The sequence below is a fragment of the Streptomyces sp. NPDC015127 genome, assembly GCF_043080095.1.
Lineage (GTDB): Bacteria > Actinomycetota > Actinomycetes > Streptomycetales > Streptomycetaceae > Streptomyces.
The window spans coordinates 103740-125360 of record NZ_JBIBVE010000015.1 but is presented as its reverse complement, the minus strand read 5'-3'; the positions used below and the strand labels follow the sequence as shown (position 1 = coordinate 125360).

17 protein-coding genes are annotated in these 21621 nt (G+C 72.1%); 5 read left to right on the top strand and 12 right to left on the bottom strand.

The features are described from left to right. Window positions 1-141: 141 nt before the first annotated feature. Together ACF08N_RS28130 and ACF08N_RS28125 are read left to right on the top strand one after the other, a co-directional pair. Entirely contained in the window at window positions 142-528 is a 387-nt protein-coding gene (locus ACF08N_RS28130; protein WP_392327495.1) for a VOC family protein, read from the top strand. Window positions 529-790: 262 nt separating this feature from the next. Next, a complete protein-coding gene (locus ACF08N_RS28125; RefSeq protein ID WP_392327494.1) occupies window positions 791-2428 on the top strand; it encodes a hypothetical protein in 1638 nt (545 codons plus the stop codon). A 67-nt stretch (window positions 2429-2495) separates the two neighbouring features. On the opposite strand, the gene ACF08N_RS28120 is transcribed toward ACF08N_RS28125, so the two are convergent. Next, window positions 2496-3257, bottom strand: coding sequence for a class I SAM-dependent methyltransferase (locus ACF08N_RS28120; RefSeq protein WP_392327493.1), 762 nt, complete (start codon window positions 3255-3257; stop codon window positions 2496-2498). 163 nt (window positions 3258-3420) lie between these two features. On the opposite strand from ACF08N_RS28120, the gene ACF08N_RS28115 reads away from it, so the two are divergent. Beyond that, window positions 3421-3618 (top strand): hypothetical protein, encoded by a 198-nt coding sequence (locus ACF08N_RS28115; protein WP_392327492.1) that lies wholly within the window; start codon window positions 3421-3423, stop codon window positions 3616-3618. 135 nt (window positions 3619-3753) lie between these two features. Here the strand turns inward: ACF08N_RS28115 and ACF08N_RS28110 are convergent, their stop codons facing one another. The 4 genes from ACF08N_RS28110 to ACF08N_RS28095 all read right to left on the bottom strand — a co-directional run bounded on the left by ACF08N_RS28110 (window position 3754) and on the right by ACF08N_RS28095 (window position 7515). After that, window positions 3754-4725: a hypothetical protein gene (locus ACF08N_RS28110; protein ID WP_392327491.1), complete on the bottom strand. Its 972-nt coding sequence runs from the start codon at window positions 4723-4725 to the stop codon at window positions 3754-3756. 62 nt (window positions 4726-4787) lie between these two features. After that, complete coding sequence (locus ACF08N_RS28105) at window positions 4788-5444, bottom strand: maleylpyruvate isomerase N-terminal domain-containing protein (protein WP_392327490.1); 657 nt, start codon at window positions 5442-5444, stop codon at window positions 4788-4790. 79 nt (window positions 5445-5523) lie between these two features. Further along, on the bottom strand, window positions 5524-6888 hold the full coding sequence (locus tag ACF08N_RS28100; RefSeq protein ID WP_392327489.1) for a cytochrome P450: 1365 nt from the start codon (window positions 6886-6888) through the stop codon (window positions 5524-5526). A 153-nt stretch (window positions 6889-7041) separates the two neighbouring features. Then, the gene (locus ACF08N_RS28095) at window positions 7042-7515 is read right to left on the bottom strand and encodes a VOC family protein (protein ID WP_392327488.1); all 474 of its coding nucleotides are present in this window, start codon (window positions 7513-7515) and stop codon (window positions 7042-7044) included. A 143-nt stretch (window positions 7516-7658) separates the two neighbouring features. Between ACF08N_RS28095 and ACF08N_RS28090 the strand changes: the two genes are divergently transcribed. Beyond that, the gene (locus tag ACF08N_RS28090; RefSeq protein WP_392327487.1) at window positions 7659-10109 is read left to right on the top strand and encodes a SpoIIE family protein phosphatase; all 2451 of its coding nucleotides are present in this window, start codon (window positions 7659-7661) and stop codon (window positions 10107-10109) included. A 106-nt stretch (window positions 10110-10215) separates the two neighbouring features. Here ACF08N_RS28090 and ACF08N_RS28085 read toward each other — a convergent pair whose 3' ends face one another. Next, complete coding sequence (locus tag ACF08N_RS28085) at window positions 10216-10617, bottom strand: STAS domain-containing protein (protein ID WP_392327486.1); 402 nt, start codon at window positions 10615-10617, stop codon at window positions 10216-10218. 614 nt (window positions 10618-11231) lie between these two features. Here ACF08N_RS28085 and ACF08N_RS28080 point away from each other — a divergent pair. Beyond that, window positions 11232-12155 (top strand): glutamate ABC transporter substrate-binding protein, encoded by a 924-nt coding sequence (locus ACF08N_RS28080; RefSeq protein ID WP_392327485.1) that lies wholly within the window; start codon window positions 11232-11234, stop codon window positions 12153-12155. Window positions 12156-12332: 177 nt separating this feature from the next. Here the strand turns inward: ACF08N_RS28080 and ACF08N_RS28075 are convergent, their stop codons facing one another. The 6 genes from ACF08N_RS28075 to ACF08N_RS28050 all read right to left on the bottom strand — a co-directional run bounded on the left by ACF08N_RS28075 (window position 12333) and on the right by ACF08N_RS28050 (window position 21596). Further along, a complete protein-coding gene (locus tag ACF08N_RS28075; protein ID WP_392327484.1) occupies window positions 12333-14552 on the bottom strand; it encodes an NADP-dependent isocitrate dehydrogenase in 2220 nt (739 codons plus the stop codon). Window positions 14553-14798: 246 nt separating this feature from the next. After that, the gene (locus tag ACF08N_RS28070; protein ID WP_392327483.1) at window positions 14799-15728 is read right to left on the bottom strand and encodes a carbohydrate ABC transporter permease; all 930 of its coding nucleotides are present in this window, start codon (window positions 15726-15728) and stop codon (window positions 14799-14801) included. Next, complete coding sequence (locus ACF08N_RS28065; RefSeq protein WP_392327482.1) at window positions 15725-17056, bottom strand: carbohydrate ABC transporter permease; 1332 nt, start codon at window positions 17054-17056, stop codon at window positions 15725-15727. The genes ACF08N_RS28070 and ACF08N_RS28065 overlap by 4 nt, the downstream gene beginning before the upstream one ends. Before the next feature lie 10 nt (window positions 17057-17066). Continuing rightward, complete coding sequence (locus ACF08N_RS28060) at window positions 17067-18398, bottom strand: ABC transporter substrate-binding protein (RefSeq protein ID WP_392327481.1); 1332 nt, start codon at window positions 18396-18398, stop codon at window positions 17067-17069. Between the two features lie 30 nt (window positions 18399-18428). Continuing rightward, entirely contained in the window at window positions 18429-20108 is a 1680-nt protein-coding gene (locus tag ACF08N_RS28055) for a glycoside hydrolase family 13 protein (protein WP_392327480.1), read from the bottom strand. A 216-nt stretch (window positions 20109-20324) separates the two neighbouring features. After that, window positions 20325-21596, bottom strand: a complete 1272-nt coding sequence (locus ACF08N_RS28050) for an ABC transporter substrate-binding protein (protein WP_392327479.1) — start codon at window positions 21594-21596, stop codon at window positions 20325-20327. Window positions 21597-21621: the final 25 nt, after the last annotated feature.

The window sequence follows — 21621 nt, the reverse complement described above, 5'->3', positions numbered from 1 at the left end:
TGAGCTGCCCGCGCGGCGGAGAAACGGCGTGACAATCAGTCGGGAGCCGTCCTACGCTCGCCTGCACGGCATCGCGTGTCGGTCACCGACCGGGTGAGGCATGGAGGTGCCCGTGAGTTTGCCCGACGGAGGCAATCCACAGTGTCAGTAGAGTTCAACCACACCATCGTGCTCGCCCGGAACAACCGCGAGTCGGCCGAGTTCCTCGCCCATGTCCTCGGGCTCGAAGTCGGGCAGGAGTGGGGCCCGTTCGTCCCCCTCGCCCTCGGCAACGGCGTCACCCTCGACTTCGCGACCGTCGGCCACGAAGTCCCGTTGCAGCACTACGCGTTCCTGGTCTCGGAGGACGAGTTCGACGGGATCTTCCAGCGCGTCGAGGAAGCGGACGTCACCTATTTCGCCGATCCGCACGGCAAGCAGCCGGGCGAGATCAACCGCAACGACGGCGGGCGCGGCATGTACTTCCACGACCCGGCGGGGCACGGCATGGAGGTCATCACGCGGCCGTACGGGAGCGGCGGGAGCTGATCGGGGCGGGCCGGGCGGCCCGCTTGTCGCGTTGTGCTCCACAAGGGGCGGGGACCGTGTCCCCGCCCCTCTTCGCTGCCTCGGTGCCCGCCGTCCACGGTCCCGTTCGCCCCGACGGCCCATCGGGGGCCGATCCCGGATGGCGCAGTGCGCGGAACTGCGCACTAGATGTAACCAAGTGCGCGCCCACTCACGAGCACGAGGCAGCACGAGACAGACACGGTGGACGCCTACCGGATGTTCCACGAACGGAGCCCGCGCCATGACCCCCGACCCCTTCACCCCAGAACCGGCCGACCACGGCATAGAGCAGCCCGCCAGGCCCGCGCCGGCGCCGGACCCGGAGTTCGTCGTCCCCACGCACCCGGCTCCCAGCACCCCGTACATCCCGCCCCGGCCGACGGTTCCCCCCGTCGTGCCACCTGCCCCGCAGGCCGCCGCCACGGTGCCGGCGGAGCAGCCCGCCGTCCCGCACGACGCGCCCGATCCCCGCCGGTTCACCGAGGTCGACGGGCGTCGGACCGACGCACCGGAGCGGTACGAGCGGGAGCCGTACGAGCCGGAGCGCTACGAGCCGGGGCGGTACGAGCGGGAGCCGTACCGGCCGGAGCGCTACCAGCCGGAGCTCTATGAGCCCGAGCCGTACGAGCCGGGGCGGTACCAGCCGGAGCTGCGGCAGCCGACGCGCTTCGAGCCGGAACAGCGTGAGCCTGAGCTGCGTGAGCCGGAACAGCGTGAGCCAGAGCATCTTGAGCCGGAACAGCGTGAATCCGAGCTGCGTGAGCCTGAGCCTCCTGAGGTGCTGACCTTGGAAGCGCGGCTTCGCGCGGCGGAAAATCATGAACCCGAACCGGAGCGTCACGAACCGGAGCGTCACGAACCGGAAGGTCACCAACCGGAGCCTCGTCAACCGGACGTCGAGGAGCGCGAGCCCGCTGCGGACCTGAAGGCCGCGTCGGAGGCCGAGTCCGGCGACGAGCCGATCCACACCCTGCTGTGGACCGCCGCCACGGAACGTCCTGTGGAGGAAGTGGCCGCGCTGGTGGCCCGGCTCAAGCGGACCGGTGAGGTGTCCAGCCCCGGGGACGTCGCCCTGCGCGCCGCCGCCGTCTCGCGTCCGCTGGACGAGGTGCGGCAGCTCGTCGCCCTTCTCAACGAGTCCGGGTGCGACCTCCACCAGGCCGACACCACCCTGCGTGCCGCGGCCGTGGGCCGGCCGATCGAGGACGTGGTGCAGCTCGTCAGCATCCTGGGCGCCGACAGCAGCGACTGGCGCTCGGCGGGCGGTGACGCGTCCGAGCTGAGGTCCGCGCAGGGCGTGGACGAGCACGCCGACGGCGGGAACGTGCCCCCGGCCGCCCTCGCCGCGCAGGCCGAGCAGTTGAAACGGCCGAAGCGGCCGAAGGAGCAGAAGCAGCAGAGGGAACCGTCGGCGTCCGCACAGTGGCCGATATCCGCGCTGGACGGCGCGCTGGCGGCGGGGCCCAGGAGTCACACCGTCTCCCCCGCCCTGCGCTCGGCGCTGCGCTGGCCCGCGGCGGTCGTGCTCTTCGCCTGCGGGATGATCCACCTGCCGACCGACCTCGCCGGACTGCGGTCCGGCGGCTACGCGGAGACGCTGTCCGTGGCGGTCATGGTGCTCTGCCTGGTGTGCGCCGTATGGCTCGCGATGCGGGACACGCTGATCGTGTGGGCCGCGGCGGCGGGCCTGGCCGTGGGCGTCATCGCGCTCCACGCTCTGGCCAGCGTGGGCACGGTCGACCTGCTGAACAGCAGCCTCGGCGCGTCGTTCACCTGGGCGAGAGCCGCGGCCGTGCTCAGCGCGGCGGCCGCGGCGCTCATGGCCGGCTCGGCGCTGGTCCACCGCACCAGGGCGGCGGGAGCGGCGAGCAGCACCTGACCGACCGTCGACCTGTCCGTCCGCTTCGCCCGGGCAGCCCCGCTGCCCGGGCGAACGCGTGCCCCCGTCATGCCGTCGGCTTGCGGGCCTCGATCAGCGAGCGGGACGAGTGGGCGACGAAGGGGCCCTCGGACTCGATGCGGGCGTGCAGCTCGCGCAGCCGGTCGCGGTGGCGGCCGACGTCGAAGCCGGGGACGATCCAGATCACCTTCCGCAGGAAGTAGACGACGGCCCCGATGTCGAAGAACTCCATCCGCAGCCGTTCGAGCCGCACATCGACGATCTCCAGCCCCGCCGCGCGCGCCTCGGCGCACTCCGCGTCGGGGTGCCGGGCCGTGCGCGCCTCGGGCTGCGGTCCGAGGAAGAACTCGGTCAGTTCGAACACGCTCGCCGGCCCGACGTGCTGGGCGAGATACGTCCCGCCCGGGGCGAGGACCCTGGCGATCTCCGACCACCACACGGTGACGGGATGGCGGCTCGTGACGAGGTCGAAGGCGGCGTCCGCGAAGGGCAGCGGCGGCTCGTCGGGATCCGCGACGACGACCGCGCCGCGCGGATGCAGCAGGGCGGTCGCCCGGGCGATGTTCGGCGGCCAGGACTCCGTGGCGGCCATCGTCGGCGGGAGCACCGGCACCCCGGCCAGGACCTCGCCGCCCCCGGTCTGGATGTCGAGCGCGGCGGACGCGGAGGCCAGGCGCTCGCCCAGAAGCCGCTGGTAGCCCCAGGAGGGCCGCTGCTCCGTGGCCCGCCCGTCCAGCCAGGAGAAGTCCCAGCCGGCCACCGGCGCCGACTCGGCCTCGGCGATCAGTTCGTCGAAGATGGGTGACATACCCCGCATGATCGGCGATCCGGCGTGCAAGCCGTAGTGCTTTTCGCTCGGGCGCGGCCGTGGGCACGCGGCCGGCAGAAACAGCAAGGAGTTTCGTGTGGGTCTGCCGCCCTTGGGTACGGGCCCGGCAGAGTACGAACGCATGGAAGGAGGTGCTCTCTCGATGGAGCGTGGCAGCAACCGTGTGAGCCGGCGCATGGACGACGAGATGAAGCACGAGCTGTGGGGCTACCTGCGGTCCCGGCAGCAGCACACACGCATCGAGCAGGCGAACGACCCTGAGCCGGGTGCGGACGACGCCCGACCCGGCCTGCAGGAAGGCGCCGGCGGCCCGGGCCCGCGCCGTACGCGCGAGCGCTGAGGCGGACACCGAGCCGGCCGGGGGCGGACCCGGGCCGCACAGCGTCGGCGGCGCGGGTCGCCGGGCCTGGCGTCGTCCGCAGCGCCGACCGCCGGAGCTGGGCGCGCGCTGGGCGCCATCCGCACGGGCCGCGGGTCACCGCCTGCCCGACGTCAGGCGCTCCGCGCGCTGCGCCGCCCGGCGGGCCCGGTGGCGCGCCGACGCGGCCGCGCCGTTGGCCACCCGCGCCCGCTCGCGTGCCTCGCGGGCCTCCGTCTCGGCGGCACGCAGATCCGACTTGGCCTCTTTCAGCTCGTCCGCGAGCGCCTCGACCCGTTCGGCGGCCTCCTCGGCCCGTGCCTCGGCGCGCGCGCTCTCCTCGGCTGCCCGGGCGTGCTCGGCCTCGCGCTCGCGTGCGTCCCTTTCGGCCTCTTCGGCCTCCCGGCGGGCCCGGTCCTGCTCCTCGTGGCGGGCTTTCTCCTCCTCGGCCCGCCGAGCTTCGTCCCGGCGAGCCTTGTCGCGTGCAGCCGTGTGCTGCTCCCGGTCCCGCTCCTCGCTCTTCACCCGGCCGGGTCCGGGGCCGGCGGGCTGCGGCTTCCCGCCGGGGCGTGGCGCAGGGGCGCGGCTCGTCACGACCCCCGGGTCCGCCACCGCCGCCGCGAATCCGACGGGCGGGGTCAGCGGCCGGTCGAGGTGCCCGGCCGCCCACTCCTCGGCCGCCGCCGGGTCGGCCAGTACGGCGTGAAGGGTGCCCTCGATCTCGCGCAGGGCGGCCTCCCCCACCTGCTGCCCCTCGGCCGCCGCCAGGTCGCGTGCCTCCCGGGCGAGGGCGGCGACCAGGACGTGCTGCTGCCGGCTCAGCTCGCGCAGCCGGTCGCCCTCGAGGCCCCGGTGGGCGGTGCGCAGGCCCTCGCCGAGGCCGAGCAGCGGCTGGACGCGTTCCGGCGCGCGGCGCACGAGGAGATTGCCCGCCCACGCGGAGACGGTGGGCCGCCGCAGGGCCTTGATCCGCTCGGCGAGGTCGGGGGCGCCGGTCTTGCGGGCCTCGGCCGCGCGTGCGTTGCGCGCGGCGGTGAAGTCCTGCGGCCGCAGTTCGTACAGCTCGTCGAGGATGCTCTCCAGGTCCACGGTCCTCCTTGCGGCCCGTCGCCCCCTGCCCTCGTCGGGGAGGGCTCACCCCCCAGGATGTCTCAGGACCTCGGTTCGCCGTACCAGCGCCATGCGGTGCGGCGCGCCAGGCCGGGCAGGTCGCCCCGCCCGGTGGCCCACAGCAGTGTGGGCCAGGGCGGCGTACCGTCCGGCACGTCCGGGAACAGCCGCGCGAGCACTTGCGCGCACAGTCGATCCGGCGGGGTCCAGCGCAGTCCGAGGCCGCACGCCACGTCGTGGGTGTGGACGAGGGTCTCGACGACGCCCATGGCGGCGAAGCCCTCGGCGTCGGAGCTGCCGAACACGTGGTGCGAGCGGAGGCCGTGCGGTGCCGTGCGCACCATGGCGACGAGCAGCGCCCCGCACGCCTCCAGGACCTCCAGCAGCCCGGCGGGCCCGGCCGCGCGGTCGGCGTGCACGGTGTTGCGGGGGCCGCCGGGCCTGCGGCTGTCGTAGACGAACGGCACGACGCGGTCCAAGGAGGGCTTGCGCGGGCCGAGTTGGACGGCGTAGGCGAACAGGTCGTCGGCGAGGTGCTCGACCGTCTCCCAGCAGGACCACTCGATGGTCCCCGCCTGCGCGTCCCACGGGGCGCCGGGCGGCGCGGAGCCGAGGAGGTCGAGGCAGAGCCGCACGGCACGGTCGACGTCGTCCGCGGACACGGTGGAGGGATCCGGGCTTTCGGCTGATGGGGACATGCCGGGACCGTATCCCGCACGGACGGGGCGCGGTCCACCCGATTTCGGGCTCCGGCGGGTCCCTCGCCCGCCGTTGCCGTCAGGAGACCGGGCGCAGGACGCAGCGTGCCGGACCGGCGGCGCGCAGGGTGATGCCCGTGTCGACGGGCACCGTCTCGTCGGTCGCCGTCAGCTCGTACTCCTCGAGGATCATCGCGAGCGCGAGCACGGACTCCAGCATGGAGAAGTGCTGGCCGATGCAGGCCCGGGGGCCGCCGCCGAACGGGAACCAGGCGTAGCGCGGCCGTTCCTTCTCCCGCTCCGGCGTGAAGCGTTCGGGGTCGAAGCGCTCCGGGTCCTGCCAGTACCGCGGGTGGCGGTGCGTCACCCAGGGGGCCACGATCACGTCGGCGCCCGCCGGGACGGTGTGGCCGCCGATCTCGGTGGCGGCGACGGCACGGCGGCCGACGACCGGACCGGCCGGGTAGAGCCGCATGGTCTCCTTGAGGACCTTGGTCAGGTACGGCAGGGAGTCCAGGTCCGCCGCCCCGGGCACGCGACCGGCCAGGACGCTCGCCGCCTCCGCCCTGGCCCGCTCCTGGTGCTCCGGGTGGCGTGCCAGCAGATGCAGCGCGAAGCCGAGCGAGGTCGCCGTCGTCTCGTGGCCCGCGAGCAGGAAGATCAGCACCTGGTCGCGGATCTCGGCGGCGTCGAAGCTGCCGTCCTCCTCGCTCTGCGCCGTGGCGAGCAGGGTGAGCAGGTCGTCGCCTGCCGCCGCGTCCGCGTCCGCCCGCCGCTTGTCGATGATGCGGTCGCACACCGCGTAGAGCTCGTCGGTCGCGGCAGCGGCGCGGCGGTTGCCCGGAGTGGGCCAGTCGCGCGGGATGTTGACGGGCGAGTAGCCCCGGCGCAGGACGTAGTCGCCGATGACCGGGAAACAGCGCTCGACGACGGCGACTGCGGATTCCACGTCCGCGCCGAACAGGATGCGGGCGACCGCGCGCAGGGTCAGGCCCGTCATTTCGGTGACGACGTCCACGGTCCGGTCCGGGGCGGCGCGCCACGCGGCGAGCATCGTCGCCGTCTCGGCGGTGACGGCCTCGGCGTAGCCGTCGACGCGGCGCCGGGTGAACAGCGGCTGCACCAGCCGGCGCTGGCGCAGGTAGTCGGCGTCCTGGCTGGTCAGCAGACCGTTGCCGAAGGACTCGCGGACCTCCTGGTAGAAGGCGTTGTCCTTGCGGAAGTTGGCCGCTTCGGTGGCGAGCACCTGCTGCGCGCCTTCGGCGGAGAACACGGCGTACAGCTCGGCCCGCAGTCCGGGCGGCCCGGCGGTGAGGCGGACGACGTCTCCGTGCTCGCGCCGGGCCGCGAGGAAGGTGCCGAGGGAGTCGCGCTTGAGGTCGAGCATCGACCCGAGCAGCGGCAGTCCCGCCGGACCGGGTACCTGTGCGGCTGTGGTGGTCATGGTCCCCCCGGGTCGGCGGCGCCGTCGCGCATCGTGGTCAATGCCCATTGTGGCAAAGGGCGTTGGACGAACGGCACGCGCCTGGGGGCTGTCCGGCGGATATTGGCCCCGGCCAAGATCCGCCGGACAGCCCCTCGGCCGCCACCGCAACGCTCAGGCCCCGTCGGCCGCCGCGCGCAGTGCCGCCACGTCCAGCTTGCCCATCTGGAGCATGGCCTTCATCGCGCGCTGGGAGCGCTCCGTGTCGGGATCATTCAGCAGCTCCTCCAGCACGGCCGGGACGACCTGCCACGACAGGCCGTATTTGTCCTTGAGCCATCCGCACGGGCCCTCCTGGCCGCCCTCGGACAGCTTGCTCCAGTAGTAGTCGACCTCCTCCTGGTCGGCGCAGTCGATCAGGAAGGACACCGCCTCGTTGAAGGTGAACTCGGGGCCGCCGTTGATCGCGGTGCAGGGCTGGCCGTCGAGCACGAAGTCCACGGTCAGCACGGTCCCGGCCGCGCGCGGGCCCGCCTCGCCGTAGTAGCTGACGTTGGTGATCTTGGAGTTGGGGAAGACCGAGACGTAGAACTCGGCGGCCTCCTTGCCCTGCGTGTCGAACCAGAGGTTGGGCGTGATCCGGGGCATGTCGTTCTCCTGACCGTGTGGGTCGTACGGGTCTCTGCCGGTTCAGACCTCCCGGCCGTCCGGAATTCATCGCTGCCCGCCCTCGCGCCTGCCGGGGAGGCCACCGAGTGCGCGGCCCGGGGTCCCGGCGGAGGATGGAAGCGATGACCGGATCCGTGACGTTGATCAGTGAGAGCCCGGAGGACCCGTTCTCGCTGGGTCGCGCCGCCTCCGTGGTGCTGGACCGGCACGGCCGGGTCACCGGCTGGAGCGACCGCGCCGAGGCGCTGCTCGGATACTCGGCCCGTGAGACCCTGGGCCGGGAGGCCACCGAGCTGCTGGTGGACCCGCGGGACGAGGACGTCGTCCTGGGGGCCGTGGCCGCGGCCGTGCGCGACCGCGGCTGGTTCGGAGTGGTGCCCGTCCGCGTCAAGGAAGGGCGCACGCTGGGTCTCGGCGTCCGTGCCCGGCTCGTGATGCGGGACGGCGGCGACAAGGAGTGGTTCCTGGTCGGCGCCCCGGCGGACGAGGTCCTCCAGTGGGAGATCGACCGCTCTGTGATGGACGGCCTGTTCCGCAGGTCCCCGATCGGTCTCGCGGTCCACGACAGCGATCTGAGCATCCTGCGCGTCAACCGGGCAATCGCCCGAGTCGGTGGCGTCGAGGCCGAGCAGGCACGCGGGTTCCGGGTCGGGGACTTCCTGGTCCGGGTCGACGCGGACACGGTCGAGAACCGGCTGCGGGAGGTGCTGGAGACAGGGGAGCCGCTGATCTTCACGGAGCAGTCCTGCCGGCTGCTCGCCGCGCCCGCCAGGGAACGGTTCGTCGACGTCTCGGCATTTCGGATGGAGGACTCCGCGGGCCGGGTGCTCGGCGTGACCCAGCTCGTCGAGGACGTCACCGACCGGCACCGGGCCCGGCGCAGGCTGGCGCTGCTCAGCGCCGCGGGCGCCGGGATCGGCACGACGCTGGACGTGGGGACCACCGCGTCCGAGCTCGCGGAGGCGGCCGTGCCGGGGCTGGCCGACTGCGTATCGGTCGACCTGCTGGAACAGGTCAGCCGCGGCGAGGAGCCGGCTCCGGGCAGCAGCGGCGGAGCCGTGCGCAGGACGGCGCTGCACAGCGTCGCACCGGAGTCCGAACGGGTGATGTTCCCCGTGGGCTCGCTCAACACGTTCCCTCCGCACACACCTCAGGGGCGGTGTCTGTCCGGACGGCGTCCGATCCTCGAACCCTCCATCGACGTGGCGCAGGCGCTCGCGGGTCTGGATTACCCCGAGGCGGCGGAACACCGCGGAGTGCATTCCCTGATGGTGGTGCCCCTCACCGCGCGGGGCCTCGTCCTCGGGTGCATGAGCCTGTGGCGCTCCCGGCTGCCCGAGCCGTTCGAGGCGGACGATCTCACGCTCGCCGGTGAACTGGCCGCGCGGGCCGCCGTGTCCATCGACAACGCGCGCCGGTTCACGCAGCAGCGCAGGACGGCGCTGGCGCTGCAAAGGAGGCTGATGCCGCGGGAATTGCCGGCACATCCCGCGGTCGTCGTCGCCCATCGCTACCTGCCGGCCGGTGGCGCGGCAGGAGTCGGCGGCGACTGGTTCGACGTGATCCCGCTGTCCGGCGCGCGGGTCGGCCTGGTCATCGGCGATGTGGTGGGCCACGGCATCAATGCGGCCGCGACCATGGGCCGGCTGCGCACGGCGGTGCACACCCTCGCCGACCTGGACCTCGAACCGGACGAGGTCCTCTCCCACCTCGACGACCTCGTCACCCGTCTCGCCGGCGAGCAGGAGCCGGCCGACGAGGGAACGCCCGGGGAGCAGGTGGTGGGTGCGACGTGTCTGTACGCGGTGTACGACCCGGTGGCCCAGCAGTGCTGCATCGCGCGGGCCGGGCATCCGCCGCCCGCGGTGGTGACTCCGGACGGTGTCGTGAGCGTCCCTGACCTGCCCGCCGGGCCGCCACTGGGTCTCGGCGGGCTGCCGTTCGAGACCGCGGAACTGACGCTGCCGGAGGGCAGCGCGATCGCTCTCTACACCAACGGCCTCGTCGAGGGCGAGCAGCACGACATGGAGGACGGGATCGCCCGGCTGTGCACCGTACTCGGCGGGTCCGGCGGGCGGTCGTTGGACGACATCGCCCAGGAGGTCGTCGACGCGCTGCTGCCCGCGCGGCCGAGCGACGACGTGGCGCTCCTGCTCGCGCGTACGAGCACACTGGCGCCGGAACTCGTCGCCACGTGGGAGCTGACCGCGGAGGCCACGGCCCCCTCGAAGGCACGCCGGCTGACGGCCGAGCAGCTGACGGCGTGGGGCCTGGACGAGCTGGCGTTCACGACGGAGCTGATCGTCAGCGAGCTGGTGACCAACGCGTACCGCTACGCCGGGGGTCCGGTGACCCTGCGGCTGATCCACCATCACCGGCTGATCTGCGAGGTCACCGACCCGAGCAGCACCTCCCCGCACCTGCGGCGCGCCCGCTCCACCGACGAGGGCGGCCGCGGACTGCTGCTCGTCGCCCAGCTGACGGAGCGCTGGGGGACACGGCATGCGCGGGAGGGCAAGACGGTGTGGACGGAACAGCTCCTCCCGCCGCTGCCCGGCGCTCCGGTGGTGTGAGCACCGCCGGTCCGGGCAGTGCCGGCAGCCGCACGCCGTGCCTCCACGGCCGTGGGCCGGGCGGCGCGGTCCGAGACGCCTGGGCGACGCGCGCCGGTTCCGGCGGTCAGGCCGGGGCCGGGGCCGGGGTGTGCGGAGGCGTCGTGGGGGTCGTGGGCGTCGTGGCGGATGTGACGGCGTCCTCCCGGCGGCCGAAGACGGCCAGGCCGGAGCCGTCCGTACCGGCCTTCAGCAGTCGCCGGGCCGACGCCACCGTCGCCACCACCGACAGCGTCACGCCCGCCTGGCCGCACTGCCGGTGCGCCCGCAGCACCGCGCTGAGCGCCGCCGCGCTCACCACGGACGTCCGGAGCTCGATCACCACGGCCCGCGGCAGATAGGACCGGACGACCTCTGTGAGCTGCTGCGACACCGTGGCACGGTCACTGATCATGACGTCGCCGTGGAGCGTGACGACCAGTACGCCACGGTCGAGCGTGTGGGTGAGCACCATGAGCCATCCGATCACGGGTTTTTTTGGGATTTGCCTCATTTAGGGGCCCGGCGGTCGTCGCCGCAACACGCCACACCACAACTGGGGGAATCGCCGCCCTGCCTCACCTTCCGACCAGCGCTTTCCGCGCGATGCCGAGCTGCGGGGTGTTGACGCGCGGGTCGCCCCCCCCGGGGGGCCGGGCCGGAGACGGCGACGGCGTGAGCGGCGTGCCGGAACCCCCGCAGCCTGCTCGCCGGGCAAGCCGTAGCGGGCCGGGATGAGTTCGGAGCGACGGCGAGCCGGCGCGGCGACCACGGAGAGGAGTTGCGGCACACCGGCGGCGAGGGGAGCTCACGGCGGTGCTCAGGAAGCGTTGTCGACGGAGCCATTACGCGCGCGGCGCGGGCAGCCGGCCGCGCGGAACCAGCAAACCCGGCATGCTTCGCCCCGATTTCACCCCTCCGTATCCGGACCGTGATCCTCAAGTTCAGCTCAGATGGGGTGACGAACCGCCGTCTCCTTCCTTAGGGTCCTCACAATCGGGAACCGTGGGGCAGGGGACCACGGCCTCGGTGCGGGAGCAACACGCCGCGGTCCCGTGGGCGTCGTCGGCTCCCCCGGATCGTTGAAACAGAGGATGTCGCACCATGAAGCCCCGCAAGTCGGCCACGTTCGCGGCGATCACCGTGATCGCGGTCGCTCTCACCGCAACCTCCTGCAGCGGCGAGCCGAGTTCGGCCGGTGACGAACCGTCCAGTGGCACGAGCTCCCTGGAGGAGCCCAAGCTCCCCACCTACAAGGTCGCGACGGATGTCTCGTTCGACTCCCCGACCCTGGAGCGGGCGCAGAAGGCCGGCAAGCTGGTGATCGGGGTCAAGAACGACCAGCCCTTCCTCGGCTACCAGGACGAGAACGGCCAGCGGTCCGGCTTCGACATCGAGATCGCCAAGATGGTCGCCGCGGACCTGGGCTTCGCGCCCCGGCTGATCCAGTTCAAGACGATCGACACCCGCAGCCGTGAAGCGGCCATCGCCAACGGCGAGGTGGACCTGTACGTCGGCACGTACACCATCAACGAGGAACGCAAGAAGAAGGTCGGCTTCGCGGGCCCGTACTTCATGGCCGGCGCCGACCTGCTGGTCCGCAAGGACGACCGCACCATCGGCGGCCCGTACTCCCTGCAGGGCAAGACCGTCTGCTCCGTCAAGGGCGCGACCGCCCTGCGCGAGATCCGCAAGCCCGAGTACAACACGCAGACGGTGGAGACGAACAAGTACGGCGAGTGCGTCCAGCGGCTGCTGGACGGTGACGTCGACGCGGTGACCACGGACGACGCCATCCTGCTGGGATACGCGGCGCAGACGCCGGACAAGCTGAAGGTCGTCGGCAACCCGTTCACCGAGGAGCCGTACGGCATCGGCATGAACAAGGACGACGAGGCGCTGCGAGACGCGGTGTCGGACTCGATCGAGGCGCACGACGCGAGCGGCGACCACGAGAAGGCGTACGCCGCGACGCTGGGTCGGTCCGGCTCCAAGTACGGCGGTACGCCGCTCGTCGAACGCTACTGACACGTCCTCACGCAGGGGCGGCCACCCGGCCATCGGGGGCCGCTCCTTCGTCGTGGGGGCGTACGCCGTGCCGGTTCCCCTGCGGCAGTAGGCGTGCGTGGCGGCGGCCCGCACCGGAACACGGGTCCGCCCCGGCCGGGCGCGGTGCCGGCCGGGGCGGATCGGGGTGTGTCGGCGTCAGCCGAGGGTGGCGATCGCCTGGTTGAAGGTCGCCGAGGGACGCATCACGGCCGCGGCCTTGGTGACGTCCGGCTGGTAGTAGCCGCCGATGTCGGCCGGGGAGCCCTGGACGGCGATCAGCTCGTCGACGATGGTCCGCTCCTGCTCGGCCAGCGTCTTCGCCAGGGGGCCGAACGCCTCGGCGAGCTGCGCGTCGTCGGTCTGCTTGGCCAGCTCCTGGGCCCAGTACAGGGACAGGTAGAAGTGGCTGCCGCGGTTGTCGATGCCACCCAGCTTGCGGCTGGGCGACTTGTCCTCGTTGAGGAAGGTGCCGGTGGCGCGGTCGAGCGTGTCGGCGAGGACCTTGGCGCGGGCGTTGCCCGTGGTCGTCGCGAGGTGCTCGAAGCTGACCGCCAGCGCCAGGAACTCGCCCAGGCTGTCCCAGCGCAGGTAGTTCTCCTTGACGAGCTGCTGGACGTGCTTGGGGGCTGAGCCGCCGGCGCCCGTCTCGAACAGACCGCCGCCGTTCATCAGCGGGACGACCGAGAGCATCTTGGCGCTGGTGCCCAGCTCCAGGATCGGGAACAGGTCGGTCAGGTAGTCGCGCAGCACGTTGCCGGTGACCGAGATGGTGTTCTCGCCGCGGCGGATGCGCTCCAGGGAGAACGCGGTCGCCTCGACCGGGGAGAGGATGCGGATGTCCAGGCCCTCGATGTCGTGCTCCGTCAGGTACTGCTTGACCTTGGCGATGAGCTGGGCGTCGTGGGCGCGGCCCGCGTCGAGCCAGAACACGGCCGGGTCGCCGGTCGCGCGGGCGCGGGTGACGGCGAGCTTGACCCAGTCCTTGATCGGGGCGTCCTTGGTCTGGCACATGCGGAAGATGTCGCCGGCGCCGACGGCCTGTTCCAGCACCACGTTGCCGGCGGCGTCGACGACGCGGACCGTGCCGGTGACCGGGATCTCGAAGGTCTTGTCGTGGCTGCCGTACTCCTCGGCCTTCTGCGCCATCAGACCGACGTTGGGCACCGAGCCCATCGTGGCCGGGTCGAAGGCGCCGTGGGCGCGGCAGTCCTCGATCACGGCCTGGTAGACACCGGAGTAGCTGGAGTCCGGCAGGACCGCGAGGGTGTCGGCCTCCTGGCCGTCCGGGCCCCACATGTGGCCGGAGGTGCGGATCATCGCCGGCATGGAGGCGTCGACGATGACGTCGCTCGGGACGTGCAGGTTGGTGATGCCGCGGTCGGAGTCGACCATCGCGAGGGCCGGGCCCTCGGCGAGCTCGGCGTCGAAGGACGCCTTGATCTCGGCGCCCTCGGGCAGGCCCTCGAGGCCCTTGAAGATGCCGCCGAGGCCGTCGTTCGGGGTGAGGCCGGCCTTGGCGAGCACCTCGCCGTACTGGGCGAAGGTCTTCGGGAAGAAGGCGCGTACGACGTGGCCGAAGATGATCGGGTCGGAGACCTTCATCATCGTGGCCTTCAGGTGCACCGAGAACAGCACGCCCTCCGCCTTGGCCCGGGCGACCTGGGCGGTGAGGAACTCGCGCAGGGCGGCGACGCGCATGACGGACGCGTCGACGACCTCGTCCGCGAGGACGGGGACGGACTCGCGCAGCACGGTGGTGGAGCCGTCGTCACCCTTGAGCTCGATGCGCAGGGCGCCGTCCTCGGCGACGACCGCGGACTTCTCGGTCGAGCGGAAGTCGTCGACGCCCATGGTCGCGACGTTCGTCTTCGAGTCGGAGGTCCACGCGCCCATGCGGTGCGGGTGCGCCTTGGCGTAATTCTTGACCGAGGCGGGGGCGCGGCGGTCGGAGTTGCCCTCGCGCAGGACCGGGTTGACGGCGCTGCCCTTGACCTTGTCGTAGCGGGCGCGGATGTCGCGCTCCTCGTCGGTCTTCGGGTCGTCCGGGTAGTCCGGCAGCGCGTAGCCCTGCTCCTTGAGCTCGGCGACGGCGGCCTTCAGCTGCGGGATCGAGGCCGAGATGTTCGGCAGCTTGATGATGTTCGCACCGGGCGTCTTGGCCAGCTCGCCGAGCTCGGCGAGGGCGTCGTCGATGCGCTGCCCCTCTTCGAGGTACTCGGGGAACTGGGAGATGATCCGTCCCGCGAGCGAGATGTCACGGGTCTCCACGGTGACACCGGCCGTCGAGGCGTACGCCTGGACCACGGGCAGGAACGAGTACGTCGCCAGGGCGGGCGCCTCGTCAGTGTGCGTATAGATGATGGTCGAGTCAGTCACCGGGTGCTCCGCTCTCCACGTCTGCAACATTGCTCGACATCAAGATATCTCGTGATCGGCCCCTGATCGACAGGGGCCCTGATTCGGCGTGCGGCCGGTCGCCGACGCCGCCTCACCGCAGGTGCGGCCCCTGCGCGGGCGCGACCGGCGCGTCCGCACAGCGGACCGACGCCGTCCGCCCGGGCGGCCGGACGACGTCGCGAAGGGGGCTGTCCGGCGCTGATCCGCCGGGCAGCCCCCTCGGTCCTACTTGACCGATCCGGCCATCACTCCCTGCACGAAATGCCGCTGGAAGGCGAAGAAGACCACCAGCGGGACGACCAGCGAGAGGAACGCGCCGGGGGCCAGCACCCCGATGTTGCTGCCGAACTGCCGCATCTGGGACTGCAGGGCGACGGTCAGCGGCTGGGATCCGCTGTCCGCGAAGAGCAGCGCCACGAGCATGTCGTTCCACACCCACAGGAACTGGAAGATCGCGAGGCTCGCGAGGGCCGGCCGGCCGAGCGGCAGGACGAGGCGGGAGAAGATGCGCCACTCGCTGCCGCCGTCCATCCGGGCGGCCTCCAGCATCTCGCGCGGTATCTCGGCGAAGTAGTTGCGCAACAGGAAGATCGCGAACGGGAGTCCGTAGGCGACGTGGAACAGGACGACGCCCGCGATCGTGCCGAACAGTCCGACGGCGCCGAACAGCTTGGCCACCGGCAGCAGACCGATCTGCACGGGGACCACCAGGAGCCCGACGACCACCAGGAAGATCGCGTCCCGGCCGGGGAAGTCGAGCCACGCGAAGGCGTACCCGGCGAGTGCGGCGATGCCGACGACCAGGAGCGTGGTGGGCACGGAGATCAGAACGGTGTTCCAGAAGGCGGCGGTGATGCCGGAGTCCTCCAGGAGCGCCGTGTAGTTGTCCAGGGACAGCTGGGAGGGGTCGGTGAGCGCCGTCCACCAGCCGTCGGACGCGTTGTCCCGCTCCGAGCGCAGGGAGGAGAGGAACAGCCCGGCGAGGGGCGTGATCCAGACCAGGGCCACGACGATCAGCAGGGCCTGGACGATCCCGCTGTTCAGCCACCTGGCCAGGCGGTTCTTTCGCCGGGGGCGGCCCGGTGCGGGTACGGCGGCCGTGCGGGCGGGTGGCTCGGCGACCGGCGGGCGCTCGATGGTGCTGTGGCCGCTCATGCTCCGCTCCTCCTGAACCGCCGGACGTTGAAGATCATCGCGGGGACGACGAGCAGCAGGAGCAGGACGCTGAGCGCGCTGCCGAGCCCCTGGTCGTTGCCGCCGCCGAACGACACCAGCCACATGCGGGTGGCCAGCACATTGGCCTCTTCCTGGACCGGTCCGGGCGCGATGATCCAGACGAGGTCGAAGACCTTCATCACATTGATCACCAGGGTCACGAAGACGACGGTGAGCACGGGTGCGAGCAGCGGAACGGTGATCTTGCGGAAGATCTGGCCCTCGGTGGCGCCGTCCATCCGGGCCGCCTCCAGGGCATCGCGCGGGATGGCGGCGAGCCCGGCCCCGATCAGCACCATCGCGAAGCCTGTCCACACCCACAGGTAGGCGCCGATGATCGCGGGGGTCACGAGGGCGGGGCCGAGCCAGTTCACGCCCTCGTAGGGGGCGGCGAAGTTCGTCGCGGGCAGCCGGACGGTGTACGAGCCGTCGTCCAGGCCGGCGAAGCGGAACGAGCCGTCGGCGGCCGTGGTCGTGCCGGCCACGGTCGTCCCGCCGCGTACGGCCTCGACGGTCATGCCGGGCAGGCCCTTCTCGGCCGGGTCGACCTTTCCCTGTGTACCGCCGCCGCCCGGGGCGAAGTCGAGGTAGACGACGCCGCCGATCGCGTCGGGTCCCGGCTCCTTGACGGCCGCGGGCTTCGCCCAGGTGGGCATGGCGTCGGGGGCGACGCCCACGAAGCCCATGGTCACCGTCCGCCCCGGGTGCACCGCCTCCTCGGTGGTGTACGGGCCGCCCGCGCCGCCGGTCAGGCCCTGGTTCTCGCGGGCCCTGGCCGTCGGATACGCCGCCGGGTCCTCGAAGGTGTCGTGCACACCGACGACGACGGCGTTGAGCACGCCACGGTCCGGGTCCTGCTCGTAGGCGAGCCGGAAGATGATGCCCGCGGCGAGGAAGGAGACGGCCATGGGCAGGAAGAGCACCAGCTTGAACGCGGTGGCCCAGCGCACCTTCTCGGTGAGCACGGCGAGCATCAGCCCGAGCCCGGTCAGCAGGACGGGGGCGACGACGACCCAGATGGTGCTGTTGCGGATGGCCCTGAGCGTTGCCGGGTCGCTGAACATCTCGGTGTAGTTCGCCGCTCCCACGAACCGGTCCCCGCTCGCGTCGAACAGGCTGCGGCCGATGGAGAAGACGACGGGGTAGACGACGAGCGCGCCGAGGAGCAGCAGTGCGGGCAGGACGAAGACGACCGCGAGGCGGCGCTTTCTGCGCTGGGCCCGGCGCCGCGGATCCGCCGCGGCGCGGGACGTGAGTGTGTCAGCCATGACAGCGGCCTCAGTTCCGGTAGGCCTTGGCTGCCGCGGCTTCCAGCTTCGCCGCGGTGGCCTTCGGGTCGGACGGGTCGCGCAGGAAGTCCTGGAGCAGCTTCCACTCCCCCGCGCCCTTGGTGCCGCCGAAGGCGGCGGGCGCCTGGTCGGACATGTCGAAGCGGACCGAGTTGCCCGCGCCGATCAGCGATTCGGCGGTCTCCCGGCTCACCTCGTCGCCGTACGCGTCGAGGCTGACGTCCTTGTTCGGCGACAGGAAGCCACCCGCGCCGGCCCAGACCTCCGCGGCCTCGGGCGTGGCCAGGAACTCCAGCAGCCGCATTCCGGCCTCGGCGTTCTTGCCGTCCTTGAGGACGACGGCCGCGTCACCGCCGCTGACCACCGGCGGGTCCCCGGCACCCACGCCCGGGAAGGGGAAGAACTTGGCGTCCTCGCCCGGCTTCCTGCCGAACTCGTCCTTGGCCACGCCCGCGACGAAGTCGCCTTCGTAGACCATGCCCGCCTTCGGCTCGGGGCCGAAGACCTGCTCGACGGAGGCGGGGAAGTCGGTGCGCAGCGCGCCCTGGGCGCCGCCCGCGACGAGTTGCTTGTCCTTGAACACCTCGGCCAGGGTGGTGAGCGCCTTCACCACGCTCTCGTCGGTCCACTTGATCTTGTGCTGGGCGAGCTGGTCGTACTTCTCGGGGCCGGCCTGGGAGAGGTAGACGTTCTCGAACCAGTCGGTGAGCGTCCAGCCGTCCTCACCGGCTATGGAGAAGGCGGGGCGGCCGGAGTCGGAGAGGGTGCGGCCGGCCTCCAGCAGACCCGTCCACGAGCTGGGCTCCGTGACGCCGGCCTGGGTGAACGCCTCGGGGCTGTACCAGACGGTCGACTTGTGAGCTGCCTTGAAGTACAGGCCGTAGTAGGTGCCGTCGACCGTGCCGTAGTTCTTCCAGACGGGGGCGAGCCCGGTGGTGGCCGACTTCGCCGTCTTGTCCGACAGCGGCTTGAGCCAGCCCTCGGCGGCGAACTGCTTCAGTACGCCGACCTGCGGGACCATCACCACGTCGGGGGCGTTGCCGCCCTCGATCTTGCTGCCGACGAAGGTGGAGACGTTGTCGCCGGAGGGCACGAAGACGGTCTTGGCGCCGGTCTTCTCGGTGAAGGCGTCGAGGACCTTCTTGAAGTTCTTCTGCTCGCTGCCGGTCCAGACACCGGCCACGGTCACGGTCTGGCCGCTGAGTTCGCCGCCGCCGGCGGGGCCGGTCGTGCCGCCGCAGGCGGTGGCGGTCAGGGCGACGGCGAGGGCCGCCGAGACCGTCGCTGCCGTCCGCCGGGTCGTCTTCGAGGGTCGTCGCATGGTGAGGGTCCTTCCGAGAGGTGGGGACGGTCAGGAGGTGGGGTCGGCGGTCCACCACGCGGCGGTCGCTCCGGGGAGCACGCCGTCGGGGCAGGGGCCGCTGGAGAGGAGGGGGGTGCCGCTCGCGGGGGCGGGGACGGGCTCGGTGCCGAAGTTGACCGCGCAGACCAGTCCGTCGCCGCGGACCATGGCCAGCACGTGCGGGGGCGCGTCCAGCCAGCGGAGCGTGCCCTCGCCCAACTGCGGGAGGCTGTGCCGCAGTTGCAGGCCCTCGCGGTACAGGTGCCAGAAGGAGCGGGTGTCGGCGAGGGCCCGGTCCGTGGCGTGCTCCGCGAACCACTCTGGCTGCGGCAGCCACGGCCGGGCCCCGGCCTCGCCCTGGCTGAAGCCGAACGGGGAAGCGTGGCCGGACCAGGGCAGCGGGACGCGGCAGCCGTCGCGGATGTGCTTGCGGCTGCCGGTGCGGTGGAAGATCGGGTCGGTGAGGACCTCGTCCGGCAGGTCGAGGACCTCGGGCAGGCCGAGCTCCTCCCCCTGGTAGACGTACGCGGCGCCGGGCAGGGCCAGCATCAGCAGGGCCGCGGCGCGGGCGCGGGCGGCGCCGAGTCCGCTGCCCTCGACTCCGGGTTCGCCCGCGTACCGGGTCACCGTGCGGACCTGGTCGTGGTTGTTGAGCACCCAGGTGACGGTGGAGCCGGTGCCGGCGATGTCGCGTATGGCCTCGTCGATCGTCGAGCGGAAGGCGTCGGCGTCCCAGGGGGCGCTGAGCAGGTCGAAGAAGAACGCCTGGTGCAGTTCGTCGGGCCGGACGTACAGGGCGTGCTCGCGTGCGGTCGGTACGGAGACCTCGCCGACGAGCAGCCGCTCGTGTCCGTCCCTGGCCGCATACTCCTCGCACACCGCGCGCCAGCGGCGCCACACGTCGTGGACCTCGGGCTGGTTCCAGGCGAGCGGGTTGACCGAGTCGCGGGAGCGCTCGTCGGCCCCCGGGTCGTCGGAGTCAGGCAGAGCGGCGTCCTTGTAGAGACCGGCCGCCACGTCGATCCGGAAGCCGTCGACACCGCGGTCGAGCCAGAAGCGCAGCACCCGCTCGAACTCGTCGCCGACGGCCGGGTCGCGCCAGTTGAGGTCGGGCTGCTCGGGGGTGAACAGGTGCAGGTACCACTCCCCGGGCGTGCCGTCGGGGTCCGTGGTCCGGCTCCAGGCGGGGCCGCCGAACATGGCACGCCAGTTGTTGGGCGGTTCGGCGCCGTCCGCGCCGCGGCCGGGGGCGAAATGGAACCGGGAGCGGGCGGGGCTGCCGGGGGCCGATGCGAGTGCCTCGCGGAACCAGGGGTGCTCGCTGGAGCAGTGGTTGGGGACGATGTCGAGCAGCAGCTTGAGCCCGAGCCTGCGGGCGTCGGCCACGAGCCGGTCGAACTCGGCGAGGTCTCCGTAGACGGGGTCGACGTCGCAGTAGTCGGCGACGTCGTAGCCGTGGTCGTGCTGCGGCGACGGGTAGAAGGGGCTGAGCCAGATGCCGTCGACGCCGAGTTTCCGCAGGTAGGGGAGCCCGGCGCGGACGCCGGCCAGGTCGCCGATCCCGTCCCCCGTGCTGTCGAGGAAGCTGCGGACGTACACCTGGTAGATCACCGCGTCGCGCCACCACGGGTCGGGGGCGGCGGAGCTGCGGGAGGGGTGGCCGATGCCGGCCGGAAGCGTGCTGAGCATCTCGCGTCGACCTGTTTCTGCTGAATGCGAGAGCGCCCCGGATCGGGTGCGCTGTTATGCATGCATGTTAAGTAGCAGTGACGTCGAGGTGTCAACGATGCTTCCGTAAACCATGGAAAGCTGGGGTATTTTGTCCGCCTATGCGGTCTTCAAGAGCAGGCAGCCCCTACTTAACATGTAAGTAGAGGCTGCTCCGGGAGGGACGTGGCGATGGACTCAGTCGGTGCGGGAGATGGCGCTGAGCTCGCGCGCCAGCCGTGCCACCGCCTGCTCGGGCGTCTGGCGCAGGGCCATGACGTCCTGCGCCACTGCCTGCACGGCGAGGCTCACCTGGTCGTACCGCGGGGACTTGGGGCGCGGCACGGCCGACAGCACACTCCGGCGCAGTGTCGGCAGATACGGATGCGCGGCGATCAGCGCCGGATCCTCGTACAGCGCGGCCCGCACGGGCGGCAGCGAACCCTCGGTCAGCACCTGCCGCTGGACACGCTCACTGGTGAGGTACGCGATCAGGTCGGCGGCCGACTCCGGGTGGCGCGCACGGCTGCTGACCGCCAGGTTGGAGCCGCCGAGCACGCTCGTGCCGGGGCCGTCGGCGCCGGGCAGGGGCACCGCCCCGAACCGGCCGGCCACCTTGGAGCCCTCGGCGCCCGCGTCGGCGTACACATAGGGCCAGTTGCGCAGGAAGAGCAGCCGGCCGTCCTGGAACGCCCGGCGGGACTCCTCCTCCTTGTAGCGCAGGGCCTCGCGGGGGATCCAGCCCTCGCGCACCCCGTCCGCGAGGAAGGCGAAGGCGGCGCGTGCCGCGTCCGAGTCCACGGTGACCCGGTCACCGTCGTCCCGCAGGATCGAGCCGCCCGCCGAGTGCACCGCCTCCGTGACATTGACCGTCAGCCCCTCGTACGGCAGGAACTGGCCCGCGTATCCGTCGAGGCCGTGGCGCGGTGCGAGAGTACGGGCCTGGCGGGCCAGTTCGGCCCAGGTCCGCGGCGGCTTCACGCCCGCACGGTCCAGGACGTCCTTCCGGTAGTAGAGCAGTCCGGCATTGGTCACGTACGGGACGGCGTACAGCCGTCCGTCGAAGGTCGCGGTGTCCACCACGGGGCGCAGGAAGGTGTCCAGGGGGAAGCGGTCGCGCTCCAGCGGCGAGATCCATCCGGCGGCGGCGAACTCCGACGTCCATGCCACGTCGATGTTCAGCACGTCGAACCGGTCGCTTCCCGAGCGCAGTTCGCTGATCATCTGCGCGCGGGTCTCGTCCGCCGAGTCCGGCAGCTCGACCAGCGTCACGCGCTCGCCGGGATGGTCCTCGTTCCACTCGTCGAGCAGCGGCGGGAGGTAGCCGGTCAGGTCGCCGGCCGTCACGAGGGTCATCGGGCCCCGGCCACCGGACTCCGCACCCCCGGCGCGCGCGTCGAACCCGGCGTATCCCGCCAGGACCACCGCCGCGGCAAGGAGACCCCTACCCGCGGCACGCATCCACCGCATAGGTTCCTCCCGGTGCACGATCCGG

Excerpts from the sequence above, each read along its gene's own strand:
- ACF08N_RS28125 (WP_392327494.1), top strand. The coding sequence starts at position 791 with ATGACCCCCGACCCCTTCACCCCAGAACCGGCCGACCACGGCATAGAG.
- ACF08N_RS28120 (WP_392327493.1), bottom strand. The coding sequence starts at position 3,257 with ATGTCACCCATCTTCGACGAACTGATCGCCGAGGCCGAGTCGGCGCCG.
- ACF08N_RS28115 (WP_392327492.1), top strand. The coding sequence starts at position 3,421 with ATGGAGCGTGGCAGCAACCGTGTGAGCCGGCGCATGGACGACGAGATG.
- ACF08N_RS28105 (WP_392327490.1), bottom strand. The coding sequence starts at position 5,444 with ATGTCCCCATCAGCCGAAAGCCCGGATCCCTCCACCGTGTCCGCGGAC.
- ACF08N_RS28100 (WP_392327489.1), bottom strand. The coding sequence starts at position 6,888 with ATGACCACCACAGCCGCACAGGTACCCGGTCCGGCGGGACTGCCGCTG.
- ACF08N_RS28095 (WP_392327488.1), bottom strand. The coding sequence starts at position 7,515 with ATGCCCCGGATCACGCCCAACCTCTGGTTCGACACGCAGGGCAAGGAG.
- ACF08N_RS28090 (WP_392327487.1), top strand. The coding sequence starts at position 7,659 with ATGACCGGATCCGTGACGTTGATCAGTGAGAGCCCGGAGGACCCGTTC.
- ACF08N_RS28080 (WP_392327485.1), top strand. The coding sequence starts at position 11,232 with ATGAAGCCCCGCAAGTCGGCCACGTTCGCGGCGATCACCGTGATCGCG.
- ACF08N_RS28070 (WP_392327483.1), bottom strand. The coding sequence starts at position 15,728 with ATGAGCGGCCACAGCACCATCGAGCGCCCGCCGGTCGCCGAGCCACCC.
- ACF08N_RS28065 (WP_392327482.1), bottom strand. The coding sequence starts at position 17,056 with ATGGCTGACACACTCACGTCCCGCGCCGCGGCGGATCCGCGGCGCCGG.
- ACF08N_RS28060 (WP_392327481.1), bottom strand. The coding sequence starts at position 18,398 with ATGCGACGACCCTCGAAGACGACCCGGCGGACGGCAGCGACGGTCTCG.
- ACF08N_RS28055 (WP_392327480.1), bottom strand. The coding sequence starts at position 20,108 with ATGCTCAGCACGCTTCCGGCCGGCATCGGCCACCCCTCCCGCAGCTCC.
- ACF08N_RS28050 (WP_392327479.1), bottom strand. The coding sequence starts at position 21,596 with ATGCGGTGGATGCGTGCCGCGGGTAGGGGTCTCCTTGCCGCGGCGGTG.